This is a genomic window from Treponema berlinense (genome assembly GCF_900167025.1).
GTDB classification, from domain to species: Bacteria; Spirochaetota; Spirochaetia; order Treponematales; family Treponemataceae; genus Treponema_D; species Treponema_D berlinense.
In genome coordinates, this window is the sequence record NZ_FUXC01000003.1 from 184161 (window position 1) to 197874 (window position 13714).

Below are 13714 nucleotides of genomic sequence, written 5' to 3' on the forward strand. Positions count from 1 at the left end.
CGGCGCAGCCGTCAACTAAAGCCCGTCGTGTCCGGCGCAAGATGCATTTTTTCGCATTAAAATTGTTCAAGTCTTGCTAAAAGAGCGTCCAGTTTTGTTCCGTAGTTTTTGTCAGTTGCCCAGGTTCCTGCAAGGTCAAATACCGAATATGCAAGTTTTGTCTTGTGTACCCAGTTGTATCGCGGATCTACAAGCGCTTTTTTTAGCTTTACGTCTTCTGTCGTTGCATAGGCCTGCAAATGCTGGATATGTGCGCGCACTCCTGTTTGCTGGTCTGGAAATTTTTCTCCTGGTTTGGAAGAGTCAATTGCCCCTAAACCGCAGTAATTGTGCCATTCACTTTTTACAAGATTCCCGAATCTTAAAAATCCTGTTTCAAGGCACATCTGCACAAAGGCAACGTCGCTGTTAATTCCTTCAGCTTTTGCTTCCTGGATATAATCTTTTGCAAGGCTTTTTACTTTTTGCAGAGGAATATTTGGATTTTCCGAAAGAAAAAATTCAGCAAGTTGATTTTCATTTTTAATTCCGTCTGCGAGCAATTTTCTCGAGCAGGATTTTTCTTCTTTTATGCCCGGAGAAATACAGGAAAAAAATACGACTGAAAAGAAAAGAGTGGCGATTCCCCAGAAAAGAAATTTAGAAATTTTACGTTTAAACATATTCAAGTATCGGAAAAAACTAAAAAATCCTGAAATTTTCAAAAAAATGTGTAAAAGTTGATTTTTAGAGCCATATATATAGTAAAAGCAAAAATTGGAGGAAAAAATGAATTTTAAGCACTTTTTCAGGATGGTTTTGACAGTTTTATTTCTTAGTTCGTTGACAGTTTTTGTCGCCTGTTTTCCGCTGTCGTGCCGTGTTACAGAAGAAGGAATCGAGATTATTTCGGCAGAAATGCCAGTTCCCAAAATCCTTTCTTTTTTTGTAGAAGACAATTCGAACCTTGTCATGCTTTGTTCACAAAAGGTTTTTGTTCAAAAAGTCCAGATAAAATCGGATGACGGAGAATATATCGAAGAAACTGTTGATGCTCAGTATTTTGATGACGGAAAAAGAATAAATTTTTCTCTTAAGGAGCCGACTTTGGTCGGAGTGAATTATGTTTTTAGCGGTTCTATAAAGGACGGCTCAGGAAACGAACTTACATTCAGCCTGCCGTTTACAGGATTCAACGAAAAACCGGCAAGGCTTGTTCTGTCAGAAATCCGTTCAAAACACAGTACGAGCAAAGGAGTCTTAAAAAAATGCGAATTTGTCGAAGTTTATGTTCTAAAAGAGGGAAGTACGGCCGGACTTGAAATTGTCACAGGAAGCGACGGCGAAAGTAAAAAATATGTTTTTCCTGACATAAACGTAAAAAAAGGCGAATATATTGTAGTTCATTTTAGAACGGTAGACGAGGGCGAGTGCATTGACGAACTGGGAAAAAATCTTTCTTTGAGCACAGGAACCGACAGTTCAAATTCGCGCGATTTATGGGTTGAAGGAAAAGAAAGCCGAATAAGCGACAGCGACGTAATTGTGATTCGTGACAGTTGCCGTAATATGCTGCAAGATGCGGTTTTATTCAGTGCTGCAGGAAAACAGTCGTGGTATTATGCCGGACAAAAGTCTTTGGCGCTCGAAGCCTACGAAAGCGGGATTTGGAAAGATGGATATGAACCAAAAAATGCCACAGTAGCCGATGGAATCAGCCTTACAAGGACAATGTGCAGAATGAATATTGAAAAACTGACAGAAGAGTATTCGTCTGAAAATGACATTGACGATCAGAGCGTAATAGAAACCGGAACTGAAGACTGGTCTTTAGTGGAAGGCGCGACTCCCGGAGCAAAAAACAGTGAAAAAAGATATGAAAAAACTATTTTTTAAGTAAAATAAAATTCTTTACAAAAATTCTCTTCCCGTGACAAAAAATTAAAAATTGTGCTACTATTGCGGTATGTCAGAATTATTAGCTCCAGCAGGAAATATTGAAGCTCTCGACGCCGCAATTGGCGAAGGAGCAGATGCTGTTTATCTTGGGCTTAAAAGTTTTAATGCCCGTCTTCGTTCTTCAAATTTTGCGTGGAATCAGTTTGAAGCAACTGTAAATTCTCTTCATCGTCAAGGCAAAAAGATCTACGTGACTGTAAATACTGTCAGTCAGGAAGAAGAAACAGAAAGACTTTACCGCTTTTTAAGTTATCTCAATAAAATTGGTCCAGACGGTCTTATCGTTCAGGATTATGGTGTTTTAAGAATGTGCCAGGAGTTCTTTCCGAATCTTGAGCTTCATGGTTCAACTCAAATCAACGTTGAAAGCGCAGACGGTGTAAATTTACTGCAAAAAGCCGGCCTTTCTCGCGTTGTTGTTGCTCGCGAGCTCGGTCTCGAAGAAGTCCGCCAAATTAAGCAGAATACAACTTGCGAAATCGAAATGTTTGTCCACGGCGCTTTGTGCGTAAGCGAAAGCGGACTCTGTCTTTTTTCAAGTTTCCTCGGCGGAAAATCAGCAAACCGCGGAATGTGTACTCAGGCCTGCCGCCGTTTTTACACTGCCGAGACCGCTTCCGGTCAAAAACAGGGATATTATTTTTCTCCGGGCGACCTTCAGTTAATCGAAAAAATTCCAGATCTTATGGATATAGGCGTTGAGTCTTTCAAAATCGAAGGACGAATGAAAAGTGCCGAATACGTTGGCGCCGTAACCGCCGCATATCGCTATCTTATGGATCATTATCAGGAAGACAGAAAAGGTGCTGTTGCTGCTGCAAAACGAATGTTGAGCACAGACTTTGCCCGTTCAAAAACAACTTACTGGTATAATTTTAAGACAAACGAAGAAGGTGTTGAAAAAGCTGGCAGCGCAATCTTAAATCCAAACCAGGCTGGAGGAACAGGAATTTATCTTGGCCGTATTTCAAAAATTCGTGCTGCAAGTGACGAAGCAAAAGAAAAAGCACGTCTTGCCGCAGGTCCAAATGCCGATTTTGAAGATTATCAGATTGTTATGGCGCAGCTTGCTGGTGGAAATTACGATCCGGATCCGGGCGATTCGATCCGCCTTCACAAAAAGGACGATTCTGGGCGTGTAAGCCACAAGGTGCGCTCTGTTGAATTTGACGACGACGGTTCACGTTGGATTGATATTCCGAGAGGATTTAGCCGGGAAGACGAAGTTTATCTTTTGCAGACAAAATCTATGTCAAAGCATTATCCTCGAGTTCTTCCTCAGGACATAAGCCGTTTCCGCAGTCAGCCGGGAGATGAAATCCTTCCTGTTTTGGATTTGACACCTGTCGCAAAGAACGAACTTTCTTACTTTCCAGAAGGCACTTACGTTCAAGTCAGCACGATTTCCGATATGTTCCAGATTCAGAGCATGTCTCCAATCCGCGTAATCCTTGAACTCAATTTTGAGACTCAGTCAGACCTTTTGGCTCACAAGACTGTACTTCCATTCTCAAAAAAGCAGATTATAATTTCGCTCAACCCGTATGTTCCTCAGGCATCTGCTCAGGAACTTTCGGAAACACTTGAACACCTTATTGCGGATGGATTTAAAACTTTCATAGTAAATAACCTTGCCGAAATTCAAATGCTCAAAGGAAAAGGCGTAAATCTTATTGCAGGTCCTTACCTTTATACGTTTAACCGCTGGGCTGTAAGCTGGCTCGAAAATCAAAATATCGGCGCTTTTATAACGCCAATCGAAAATAACCGCGAGAACATTCTCAACACTTTTGAACGTAATGTCCGCGACCGCCTTATGGTTACGGTTTATGCTTATCCAGCTCTTTTCCGCATACGCTTTAAGCTTCCTGAAAGTTACGACTTTATGTATTTCTGGGACAAAAAAGAAATGCCGTTCAAGGTTCTTTCAAATCAGGACGGAACTGTCGTAATGCCAGAAAATCCGTTCAGCATTACCGACAAGACAGCCCAGCTTCAAAAAGACGGATTCCGCCGTATTTTGATTGACTTTAGCCGCACAAAAGTAACACGCGCCGAATGCAAAATGGTCGTAAACAGCATTATAAAATCTCAGCCGATTCCAGAAACCGGAAGATTCAACTGGAAAGACGGTTTTTATAATCCTGAAAAAATGGAAGCCTACAAGGCCTCTGCCGAAAGACAGGCCGCCGAAAAAGCAGAAATGGCTTCGTCAGGACGCTATAACGGCTATGGCAGAGGTGGCAGAAAAAACGGAAATTTTAATTCTTCGTCGGGTTATGGAAAAAATGGCGGCGACAAAAGAAAAAAATCAAATTCTTTTTCTAAATATTCTGCTCCTCGCGGACGCGGAAAAAGATAATTTATCTAAAAAACAACTTATCTAAAAAAATGAACGGAACTGTCCTAAAAGTTTTTATCGCTTTTTTGAACAGTTCCGTTCCGTATAAATTTTCAACCTTTATTAAAAAATCGGTCAAAAATCCATACCTTACACTTTACGGCACGGCATTTTTGTTAAAAAACACTTTCTTCTTGAGCAAGTCCTTGCGCTGCAATTGCTAGATTTCGTTTTTCATCGTCGGCATTTTCGTCTGACTTTACATTGCTTTTTTTCATCGGCTTAAAATCAACGTGTTCCGCCACAATAAAAACTTTCGAGTGGTTTTTGCCATTTTCATCTTTCCACCGGTCTTGCTTCAGGCGCCCGACAATCCGCACCCCGCGCCCCTGCAAAGCGTATTTTGCCATAAGCGCGCTGAATTTTTCGCCCCAGGTTTCTACTTCGTAAAAACCAACTTCATCGACATCTCTGCCAGAACTGTCTTTGTAAAAATGATTCACGGCAATCGGAACGGTCGTTACTTTTGTTCCTCTCGGCGTTTCTTTGTGAGTTGGCGCACGGACAATGTTGCCTTCAATAATAATCTGATTCATTGCATTCATAAGAATCTCCTGTAAAAAAGTGTTTCCGGCCGGCTTGGGCAAAACCCAAAACTGTGTACACTTATATATTTGCAATGAATGTCAACATTTACACATTTTTTTTGAGAAAAATTATAATTTTTTAGTTTTTTTGTTGGGCGGCTTTTTACTCCGCGTTGCTTCGTAAAAATCGGGCTGTCCGTGGCTGCCGGTGCTTTGCACACGCTTTGCGTCCACTCCCATCCCTGCCGCAAATTCCGGCTTTAAAATTTCAATAAACTTAAAAACTACGCCGGAAGATTTTTTACGAGTTTGACAATATAAAGCTGAATATACATAAGCATTGCATCTGTTTCGCCAATTTTCTGCAAAGCCGGCGTTTTTACCAGTGTGTCTGCAAGATTTTCAATTCGCTCTCTGTTAAATCCTTCGGATTTTATATGCCGCAAAACTTTTCGCAGGTAATCTCTAATTAGAGAATTTACGTCTTCGGTCAGGTTGTTGTGGGTTGTTTTTCCAATAAGTTTGTTCCACGTACGCTCATAAGAATGAAGCTCTCTGTCCAGTGTTGAGCTTGACGGAACAAGTTCTTCTTCCAGTTTTCGTGCGGATTCTCTGAGCGCGACTTTTCTCGAAACCATTGATTTTTTGGAAAGAGCCATTTCCATTTTGTCGTGCTTGCTTTTTTCTTCTTCCTGTTCGCGATAAATCTGCGCAGAAGTTTTTTCTGGCTTCTGCTTTTTTGATTTTGGCGGACGCATTATCAATTTCATAATCCACGAAATCACAGGAATTGTGTACCAGACAGGAAGGAGAATTTTTGTGTCGGTTAAAAGTTCCTGCCTGTTCATCAATAAAATTTCGGAATAAGGAACGAGTCTTCCGTTTTCAAAAAGCGAAATTCTTCCGCCTTCAAGTCCAGATTCGTCCTGCTGCATGTTCATTTCGTAATTTATAAGCGGCAAAAATGAAGAGGTTAAGAGAGCATACAAAACAGGCGACTGCACGGAAACTTCTTTTTCGAGCCGTTTTTCAAATGCTTTTTGCTCTTTCATTTCCGGCAAATCATCAAAATTCTTAAGGACTTTAAACCAGTTTTTGCGGATTGTTTCTCTGATTGCCGCGCGCGCGTCTGTGCAAAGCCTCATAATCAACGGCATAACCTTATTTTTGTAGATAAAATAAGGCTGTTTGTCGAGTTCTGTTTTAAATACAAGAATTTCCGGCAAATCGTTTGCCAGGCTTTCCGTTGTTTTTGTGTGAAGAAAATTTTTGAGCTCTTCCTCGCTGTATTGTCCCAAAAGCGGAACTCCGCTTGAACTTGTAAATTTTGTAATTGTTCCGAGCGTAAAATAATACGGCGGTTTTGAAAGATGCTGCTCAAGATTTTTGAATGCGGTTTCTTTTTTTGAATTTTCCTGGGCGCGTGTTTTGTAGTAGTTTGCTATGATTTCGAGAATATAAACTGCGTGCAGAATTCCAATATCTTCCGCTGTGTAGTCCTTTACTTTTTCGTAATCCTGACGGATAAAAAACAAAAGCTGCGTCAAAAAATAGAAAGAATCTTCCGGTTCTTTGAACAATGTCAAGGAATCTGCATTTTGAACAAATCTGTTAAAAATATTTTTGGCGGTCATTTCTTTTCCAGGATTGGAAACCGTCAGTTTTTTCATAAAATAATCGTGATGCTCTTCTTTTGCGAGCATTGTGCGCAGTTTTTGAACGGCACATTCCGCGAGAGTATGAACAGAAACCAGCGAAGGAAGAAGAATTGACGGCATATCGTGAGGCATTGTAAGTCCGTACAGATATTTGTCAGAAAGGGTTTCTTTTGTCAAAAGTTCGTTTAAAAGTTCCGCTCCGGTTCTGCGCGTTATAATTTCCGACGGAATTTTTTTTGGAATGTCAGATTCCTGTGGAAAAGGCGTCATTGGCTGAGCCAAAATTTCTTTGTAGCGCTGTGAAAATTTTTCGATAAAAAAAGCGATTACGATGATGGTTTTTTTTTCGGCAGTAGGAGATAAAATTAAAACCTGATGGTTTGCTGACAGTTTTTCGAGTTCTTTTAAAAGAACGTTTGCAGTGTCCGTCATGTAATTTACAAGGGAAGGCTGCTCTTCAAGATGATGTTCCGAGTAGCGTTTTAAATATTCTGTAAACTCCCCGAAGTCTATAGCGGCATTGTTCTGCCGGCCTGCAAAAAATTTTAACAGGACAATAATTGAAGTAGTCGTAGCCATAAAAGTATTCTATCAATAAATTTTGGTTTTGTCATTGCCGGGCAAGGGGCCGTTAGCCGCACAGACGGTTCGGACACGCGCAAGCGTGGCTGAACGGAAAAATTGCAGGGCAATTTTATAACGCAAGGACCCGGTCGTGCTTTGCACGATGCCCCCAGGATTTTTATAGCTTTTTTGATTTTTAATTGAAACAAAAGTTTTTTGAGCATAAAATAAAAGTCAACTTTTAAATCTGACGATTTTGTGGAGATTAAAATGATTGCCGAAAGAATGAAAAATCTGCATCCTTATGTTCCTGGGGAGCAGCCAAAGGACAGGACTTACATAAAACTCAATGCAAACGAAAATCCTTATCCGCCAAGTCCGCTTGTTGCAAAGGCTGTTGAAAAGGCGGCGAAAAAATATGCGAAAAAAATGGCGCTTTATCCGGATCCAGATTCCAACGAATTAAAAACGGCGATTGCTTCGATGCTCAACGATTGCGGCGGAGTTTTGGCCCGTGCAAAGGTTTGTGGCGGCAAAAAAAATGGAAGCGGTGCGAAAGTTGAGCCTTGTCCGGCTGATAAAATTCCTTTTACAGTTACGCCTGATATGATTTATGCAGGAAACGGTTCTGACGAAGTTCTGAGCTTTGTTTTTTATGCTTTTTTTGACAGCGACCGTGAGCTTGTTTTGCCGGAGCACACTTATTCTTTTTATCCGGTTTATGGCGGATTTTACAATATTCCGCTCAAAAAAATTCCGCTCAACGGCGACTGGACTTTGAATAAAGAAAAAATGCTCGAAGCTGCAAACGAAAATGATTCTTCGATTATTTTTGCAAATCCGAACGCTCCGACTTCTCTTGGACTTTCCCGCAGCGAAGTCCGCGAAATGATAAAAGCCGCCCCAAAAGACAGAATTTTTGTTGTTGATGAGGCGTATGTGGATTTTGGCGGCGAAAGCTGTATTCCTCTTCTTGCGGAATTTGACAACCTTGTAATCGTGCGGACTTTTTCAAAATCGCTTTGCGGCGCCGGTTTGAGGCTTGGCTATGTTGTCTCAAGTCCAGAACTTGTAAATTATATTACGACTGTAAAAAATTCGCTCAATCATTTTCCCGTTGATTTTATGGCTCAGCAGGCTGGAATTGCTGCTTGCCGCGACACTGGCTATTACGCTGAATGTGCAAAAAGTGTTGCTTTTGAGAGGGATGAATTTATCGACTTTTTGAGAGCGCACGGTTGGTTTGTCCTTGACAGCCAGACGAATTTTGTTTTTTGCAAAAAAGACGGCGTTTTGGGCGAAGAAGCGTACAAAAAAATCAAACAGGAAGGAATTTTGGTCCGGCATTTTAATACGCCGGGAATTGAAGAGTTTTTGAGAATTACAATCGGAACTCACGGGCAGATGAAGGCTCTTTGCGCCGTAATGGAAAATATTTAAGGAGGCACGATAAAAATTACATCCTTGTAATTTTTATCATTACAGTTTGCTCAAGCGTTGCTTTCACAAACTGTGATTCTCGCCATCCTTGGCTCGCCGCTAACGCGGTGTTTTTAAAGGAGATAAAAATGAAAATTTTAATAATTTCTGATGCTCATGGAAACGTTGAAAATATCGAAAAACTTTCTGAGCAGGCAAAAAATGCAGATCTTGTTCTTTTTGGCGGTGATTTTGCAAAATTTAACTGTCCGGAAACTGGAAAACCTGCGCTCGAAGCGCTTGTAAAAAACAGCGACTCGATTTTTGCAGTTCTCGGCAACTGCGACGAGCCGGATTTTATTTCTGAGATTGAAGACGCGGATATTTGCGTTCAAAAAAGCATGGTTTTTAAGGACGGACTTGTAATTGCCGGAAGCGGTGGCGGCTCAAAATTTAGCGGCGACACTCCGTTTGAACGCACCGAAGAAGAGCTTGTTCAGGATTTTGATGTAATAAAAAATTCTCTTTCGCAAATTGCTGATGACGACGGAAAATGCAGCAGTCTTGTTTTGATTATGCACAATCCGCCTAAAGACACAAAAACGGACGTTATTCCGGGAGATATTCACGTAGGAAGCCAGAAACTGCGCGAATTTATCGAAAGCACTCAGCCTGTTCTTGTTGTGACCGGACATATTCACGAAAGCGCCGGAATTGACAAAATAGGAGATTCCACCGTCATAAATCCAGGCGCCCTTATGGAAGGAAAATATGCGCTTGCCGAACTTGAAAAAACAGACGGAAAATGGGTTGTAAAGTCGGCGGAATTGCGCAGTCTCTAGAAAATATTATTTTTTTGACTGTGCAAGGCGGAAGCCGAAGTAATCGTAAACTTCGTTCGGGTCAAAACTGTAGCGGTCGCCGGCACAATTAAACGGTGTGTAAAGCGACCAGCTTCCGCCTCTGCTTACTCTCTGGCTCCCTGCAACTGGACCTGTCGCCCTTGTGCCTGCTTCAACTGATTTGTAATTTCCAAACCAGTCCCAGACAAATTCGAGGACATTTCCACTCATATCAAAAATTCCTGCTCCGTTTGGATTTCCGCTTCCAGGTTTTGGTTTTGCTCTTGTTTCAAATGGGGTTCCTGCGGTTCCGACTGTATGGGTAAACGAAGAATTGTTTGCTGTCCAGGCGATTTCGTCTTCCAAAACAGAAAGGTCTGTTTTACCGTTTTCGTCGACCTGTCCGCTCATAATGTCGCCTCCCTGAAAACCTGCCTTTGTTTTTCTTGCGGCATATTCCCATTCTTCTTCTGCAGGAAGCCTAAAACCGTCAGCGTTCCAGTCGCATTCACACAAATCCAGTTTTGTCGTGTCAGTCGCATCGCGCAGAATTTTGCCTTCAAACGAGTAGCATGGCGTCAAACCGTAGATTTCCGAAAAAGCGTTGCACCAGATTACCACATCGTACCAGCTTATCATGGTGACAGGCTCGTATTTTCCCCAGCGTGTTGGCTGAGCACCGCGTTTTCCACGGCTTCCTTCTTGTCCGGGATTTAAAAATACATAGCCTTTTTCTTCTGCGGTTGTTCTTACCGAATACCAAAGGTCGTAAGTTGTTTCCGTTCGGTTTATGAAAAAGGGCGTGATCCATCTTTTTTCTGTAAAAGACTGGCTTCCGTCGCCAATCACGTAGATGTCATACATTTCGCCGTCTTTTGGACCGAGCTCAACCATGTCGAGATCTGCAAACGAAAACTCTTCTTCGTCCAAATTTTTCTCCGGTTCTTCATTTTCGGAAAGCGAAGTCTCTTTTGTTTTTAACGCTTTATTTTCTGCATAATCGGCTTCTTCGCAAAATCCAAATTCTGCAAAAAAAGCCAGCAAAAAAACAGCAAAAATATTTTTTACGCAAATTGATTTTTTCATATCTTTTCTCTCAATCGTTATTTTCGGCCGGTTCTGTTTGTTTTTTGAGAAATATTGTTGTTTTTGGCGGAGAAGGATTTCCTGTCGCGGCGTGTTTTTTTTGGACAAAAGATATTTCAGTCAAGATTATTTATTTTTCCAGCGCCGGATTTTCTTTTTTATTTTTGTCATAAAATTTATCAGGATAAAAGAACTCGTTGCAATCACAAAACAGCCTATGCATATTACGATAAAACCTGTCCAGCTGTCGCTTTTGCTCCACGGAAGCCTTATATTCATTCCCCAAAAGCTTGTAATGAACGAAATCAGCATAAGTGCAATCGAAAAAACTGTCAGCTGCTTCATCGCCGCATTCATATTGTTTGAAATTACGGACGCAAAGGCATCCATTGTTCCAGTGATTGTCTGCGAATAAGTGTTTGCCATTTCCATCGCCTGCCTGTTGTCGATTTCAACGTCATCAAGCCAGTCCTGATCTTCTTCGTCAAATTTTATAATTTTAGTTTTCCGGATTTTTTCAAGCAAAAGCTGATTGCTTTTTAGAGAACTCGTAAAATACATGAGCGATTTTTCAAGGTTGAAAAGCTGGATAAGCTCATTATTTTCGATTGATTCCTGCAATTCCTGCTGAATCGAATTCGTGCTTCTGTTAATTTCTTTCAGATACCGCAAAAACATCGTGTCCGCACGGCTCAAAATTCTCGTAATAAACGCCGGAAAATCAGCAATGTTCAGGTCTTTAATCCTGTTTGCGCTCAAATCCTTCAAAACTTCGCAGTCAGTCCAGCAGAGAGTTATAATCGTGTTCTGAAAAATAATTGCGCCCATCGGAGCGGTGTGGTAGCGGACTTCAGAATTCGGCAAAAAAACCGGGAGCCTCATAATTGTAAGCACATAACCTTCACCCTGCTCAATACGCGGCAATTCGTCCGGGTCGAGCGAGTCAACAACATGGTCATGGTCGAGATTGTAAGTCTTTTCAAGAATCGAAATTTCCTTTGAAGTTACGTTTCGCGCGTCAACCCAAACCCTTTCATTTAGATTTAAATTGTTTCTGTCTTTTTTTACAAAAAGTCCGTTTTCTTGCTGCCAATAGGTAATCATTTTCTTAAAACCAAATCAAACGATTTTAGCACGAATTTTAGCAGTCGGGCAACTTTCTAATTTTTTAAGCCAGATAATTTACAGAAAAACAATTTTTTTAGCCGGGGCCATTTTTGCTTCGCAAAAACCGGGTGCTTCATGGTTTCATTGCAAAACTGCGTTTTGCAACGTGCTCCGCACGCCATTACGCCCCCTTGTCCATTTTTTTGTTTTTTTTTCAAAAAAAATTGTCGTTTTTTTATGTTTAAAGACAATTAAATAAGATGAGGATGATAAAAATTACATCCTTGTAATTTTTATCATCGCAGTTTGTTCAAGCGTTGCTTTCACAAACTGCGATTCTCGCCATCCATGGCTCGCCGCTAATGCGGAGTTTCATAAGGAGGATGATAAAAATTACATCCTTGTAATTTTTATCATTGCAGTTTGCTCAAGCGTTGCTTTCTCAAACTGCGATTCTCGCCATCCGTGGCTTGCCACACTAACGAGGAACAAAAATGAAAAATTTAACTTATCCGTCAGTTACAGAAGTTTCGGACTTAATATTGCAGCGTGTTTACGAAAAAAATGGAAAAATTGAATCGTTTTGCTGGAAAAACGGAATCTGCTCTTTTTCGTTTTATGGCTGCCGTCCGGACGAAATTATTTTCGACAAGGCCTGTTCTGTTTCTTATTCTTCAAAAAAACAGGCTTTTGCGGCGAGTTTTCAGGTTAAAAACGAATTTGCAAGTTTTTACGAGGATTCTTTTTCTCAAAAAGAATTTAAATCTCTTCTTCAAAATGTGCTCGAAACTTCCGGTGCAAAAATTCAATTTGATTTTTCAGAGCAGAATTCCCAGATTCTAAAATTTTTTATAAGCGGATCTGGTTTTCGTCAGACCTTAAAATCCTGTGAGTATTGCGAGAATATTGCGTTTTGGCACGCAGATTCTCTTTCTATTATTCCAAAAGGAAACGGATTTTTTATAACAATTGGTTTTGAGAAAGGAATTGTCGCTTCGTCGTCTTTGCTCTCGCTTTTTTGTTCCTATTCAAAAATTTTCTATTCAAAAACTTTTTTACTGCCGTTTTTTTCGGATTTTATTCCAGAAGAAAATTATTCGCCTTTTATACAAAACGATTTTTCAATACAAAACGCAAAAAATTTCTAGCAAAGGTGAGAATTTATGAAAAAACTACAAAAAGCATTTTTTATCAACTTTATTTTTCTCCTTTCTTGCATGTCATTGTCCGCAAAAAGTCCATACAGATTTCTTGATTTCAATATAGAAAAAACTTCGGAAAATAAAACAGCCTTTTTCAAGATTGAAAATACTTCTTCAAAAACAATATCTTCTTTTGAAATTTCATTTTCGGTTTGTACTCAAGAGCAGATTGATTCTTACGAGTTTGCCGGAGAGTTTTTATTTCAAGTTGTAGAAGAAATCGAGCCAGCGCAATCAAAAGAAATAAAACTTGTTTTAGATTTTAGCTTTATAGAAGAAACAGAAGAGACTTTTTATATCGAAAATCTCCATTTAAGGCGGGTGTTTTTTACAGATAAAACATGCTGGAAAGATTTAACAGGCTCATATTCCGAGTACCGTTAAAAAAATCAAAAAAATTCAAAAAAAGAGAAAAGAGCGCTTGACACAAAACGGGCATGGGTGATATATTCTTTCTCACGCCGCAACGAGGCAGCGGCCTCCCGAAAGGGTGGACAAAAAGCCTCAAAAAAAATAAAAAAAAATTAACAGAAGCGCTTGACAAACTTGTTGAGTCTGTGTTAATATCTTTTTCACCGTCAGTTAAGACGGTTGATGTAAGTTCTTTGAAAAGAAAATCAGTGAAGGAAAAAGGAAAGACAAGATAGCAGGCGGAGACTTAGGTTTCCGTCCGTGTGGAAAAGTTTTTCGAGTATAGAACGAATGCCGGCGGAACCGCGGAAGCGGTTCTGCAAACGAAGGCCGGAACCGGAAGGTTCCGGCTGTTCCTATCAATTTATTGGTTGGGACGGATGATTTATGGTAAGTCTTGACCCCTTGTGGGTTTGAGAATAATCATGGAGAGTTTGATCCTGGCTCAGAATAAACGCTGGCGGCGTGTCTTAAGCATGCAAGTCGGACGGCAAGCCGCCTCCGGGCGGCCTAGAGTGGCGGACTGGTGAGTAACACGTGGGTGATATACCTTTTGGAC

Annotated in this window: 12 protein-coding genes and 1 rRNA gene; 8 read left to right on the plus strand and 5 right to left on the minus strand. The window is 40.7% G+C overall.

The features are described from left to right. Positions 1-56: 56 nt before the first annotated feature. The gene (locus B5D47_RS04270) at positions 57-662 is read right to left on the minus strand and encodes a glucosaminidase domain-containing protein (protein ID WP_078930591.1); all 606 of its coding nucleotides are present in this window, start codon (positions 660-662) and stop codon (positions 57-59) included. Between the two features lie 106 nt (positions 663-768). On the opposite strand from B5D47_RS04270, the gene B5D47_RS04275 reads away from it, so the two are divergent. After that, positions 769-1875, plus strand: coding sequence for a lipoprotein TP_1001-related protein (locus B5D47_RS04275; protein WP_078930592.1), 1107 nt, complete (start codon positions 769-771; stop codon positions 1873-1875). A gap of 70 nt (positions 1876-1945) precedes the next feature. Further along, positions 1946-4300, plus strand: coding sequence for a peptidase U32 family protein (locus B5D47_RS04280; protein WP_078930593.1), 2355 nt, complete (start codon positions 1946-1948; stop codon positions 4298-4300). A 155-nt stretch (positions 4301-4455) separates the two neighbouring features. On the opposite strand, the gene B5D47_RS04285 is transcribed toward B5D47_RS04280, so the two are convergent. Further along, a complete protein-coding gene (locus B5D47_RS04285) occupies positions 4456-4884 on the minus strand; it encodes a single-stranded DNA-binding protein (RefSeq protein WP_078930594.1) in 429 nt (142 codons plus the stop codon). Between the two features lie 266 nt (positions 4885-5150). After that, entirely contained in the window at positions 5151-7103 is a 1953-nt protein-coding gene (locus tag B5D47_RS04295) for a hypothetical protein (RefSeq protein ID WP_078930596.1), read from the minus strand. Between the two features lie 255 nt (positions 7104-7358). Here B5D47_RS04295 and hisC point away from each other — a divergent pair, with 255 nt between their 5' ends. Together hisC and B5D47_RS04305 are read left to right on the plus strand one after the other, a co-directional pair. After that, the gene (gene hisC, locus B5D47_RS04300) at positions 7359-8528 is read left to right on the plus strand and encodes a histidinol-phosphate transaminase (protein ID WP_078930597.1); all 1170 of its coding nucleotides are present in this window, start codon (positions 7359-7361) and stop codon (positions 8526-8528) included. 128 nt (positions 8529-8656) lie between these two features. After that, positions 8657-9349 (plus strand): metallophosphoesterase family protein, encoded by a 693-nt coding sequence (locus B5D47_RS04305; protein ID WP_078930608.1) that lies wholly within the window; start codon positions 8657-8659, stop codon positions 9347-9349. A 6-nt stretch (positions 9350-9355) separates the two neighbouring features. Here B5D47_RS04305 and B5D47_RS04310 read toward each other — a convergent pair whose 3' ends face one another. Then, positions 9356-10435: a formylglycine-generating enzyme family protein gene (locus B5D47_RS04310; protein ID WP_234969895.1), complete on the minus strand. Its 1080-nt coding sequence runs from the start codon at positions 10433-10435 to the stop codon at positions 9356-9358. A gap of 126 nt (positions 10436-10561) precedes the next feature. Continuing rightward, positions 10562-11539, minus strand: coding sequence for a magnesium transporter CorA family protein (locus tag B5D47_RS04315; RefSeq protein WP_078930598.1), 978 nt, complete (start codon positions 11537-11539; stop codon positions 10562-10564). Between the two features lie 497 nt (positions 11540-12036). Here B5D47_RS04315 and B5D47_RS04320 point away from each other — a divergent pair, with 497 nt between their 5' ends. The 4 genes from B5D47_RS04320 to B5D47_RS04335 all read left to right on the plus strand — a co-directional run. Next, positions 12037-12690: a hypothetical protein gene (locus tag B5D47_RS04320; RefSeq protein ID WP_078930599.1), complete on the plus strand. Its 654-nt coding sequence runs from the start codon at positions 12037-12039 to the stop codon at positions 12688-12690. Positions 12691-12705: 15 nt separating this feature from the next. Beyond that, complete coding sequence (locus B5D47_RS04325) at positions 12706-13128, plus strand: hypothetical protein (RefSeq protein ID WP_078930600.1); 423 nt, start codon at positions 12706-12708, stop codon at positions 13126-13128. A 53-nt stretch (positions 13129-13181) separates the two neighbouring features. After that, positions 13182-13391: a hypothetical protein gene (locus B5D47_RS04330; RefSeq protein ID WP_078930601.1), complete on the plus strand. Its 210-nt coding sequence runs from the start codon at positions 13182-13184 to the stop codon at positions 13389-13391. A 186-nt stretch (positions 13392-13577) separates the two neighbouring features. Then, positions 13578-13714, plus strand: a 16S ribosomal RNA gene (locus B5D47_RS04335); the annotation flags it as partial.

What these genes read in the sequence shown, in the direction of transcription:
- B5D47_RS04270 (WP_078930591.1), bottom strand. Translation starts at nt 662, where the DNA reads ATGTTTAAACGTAAAATTTCTAAATTTCTTTTCTGGGGAATCGCCACT.
- B5D47_RS04275 (WP_078930592.1), top strand. Translation starts at nt 769, where the DNA reads ATGAATTTTAAGCACTTTTTCAGGATGGTTTTGACAGTTTTATTTCTT.
- B5D47_RS04280 (WP_078930593.1), top strand. Translation starts at nt 1,946, where the DNA reads ATGTCAGAATTATTAGCTCCAGCAGGAAATATTGAAGCTCTCGACGCC.
- B5D47_RS04285 (WP_078930594.1), bottom strand. Translation starts at nt 4,884, where the DNA reads ATGAATGCAATGAATCAGATTATTATTGAAGGCAACATTGTCCGTGCG.
- B5D47_RS04295 (WP_078930596.1), bottom strand. Translation starts at nt 7,103, where the DNA reads ATGGCTACGACTACTTCAATTATTGTCCTGTTAAAATTTTTTGCAGGC.
- hisC (WP_078930597.1), top strand. Translation starts at nt 7,359, where the DNA reads ATGATTGCCGAAAGAATGAAAAATCTGCATCCTTATGTTCCTGGGGAG.
- B5D47_RS04305 (WP_078930608.1), top strand. Translation starts at nt 8,657, where the DNA reads ATGAAAATTTTAATAATTTCTGATGCTCATGGAAACGTTGAAAATATC.
- B5D47_RS04310 (WP_234969895.1), bottom strand. Translation starts at nt 10,435, where the DNA reads ATGAAAAAATCAATTTGCGTAAAAAATATTTTTGCTGTTTTTTTGCTG.
- B5D47_RS04315 (WP_078930598.1), bottom strand. Translation starts at nt 11,539, where the DNA reads ATGATTACCTATTGGCAGCAAGAAAACGGACTTTTTGTAAAAAAAGAC.
- B5D47_RS04320 (WP_078930599.1), top strand. Translation starts at nt 12,037, where the DNA reads ATGAAAAATTTAACTTATCCGTCAGTTACAGAAGTTTCGGACTTAATA.
- B5D47_RS04325 (WP_078930600.1), top strand. Translation starts at nt 12,706, where the DNA reads ATGAAAAAACTACAAAAAGCATTTTTTATCAACTTTATTTTTCTCCTT.
- B5D47_RS04330 (WP_078930601.1), top strand. Translation starts at nt 13,182, where the DNA reads ATGGGTGATATATTCTTTCTCACGCCGCAACGAGGCAGCGGCCTCCCG.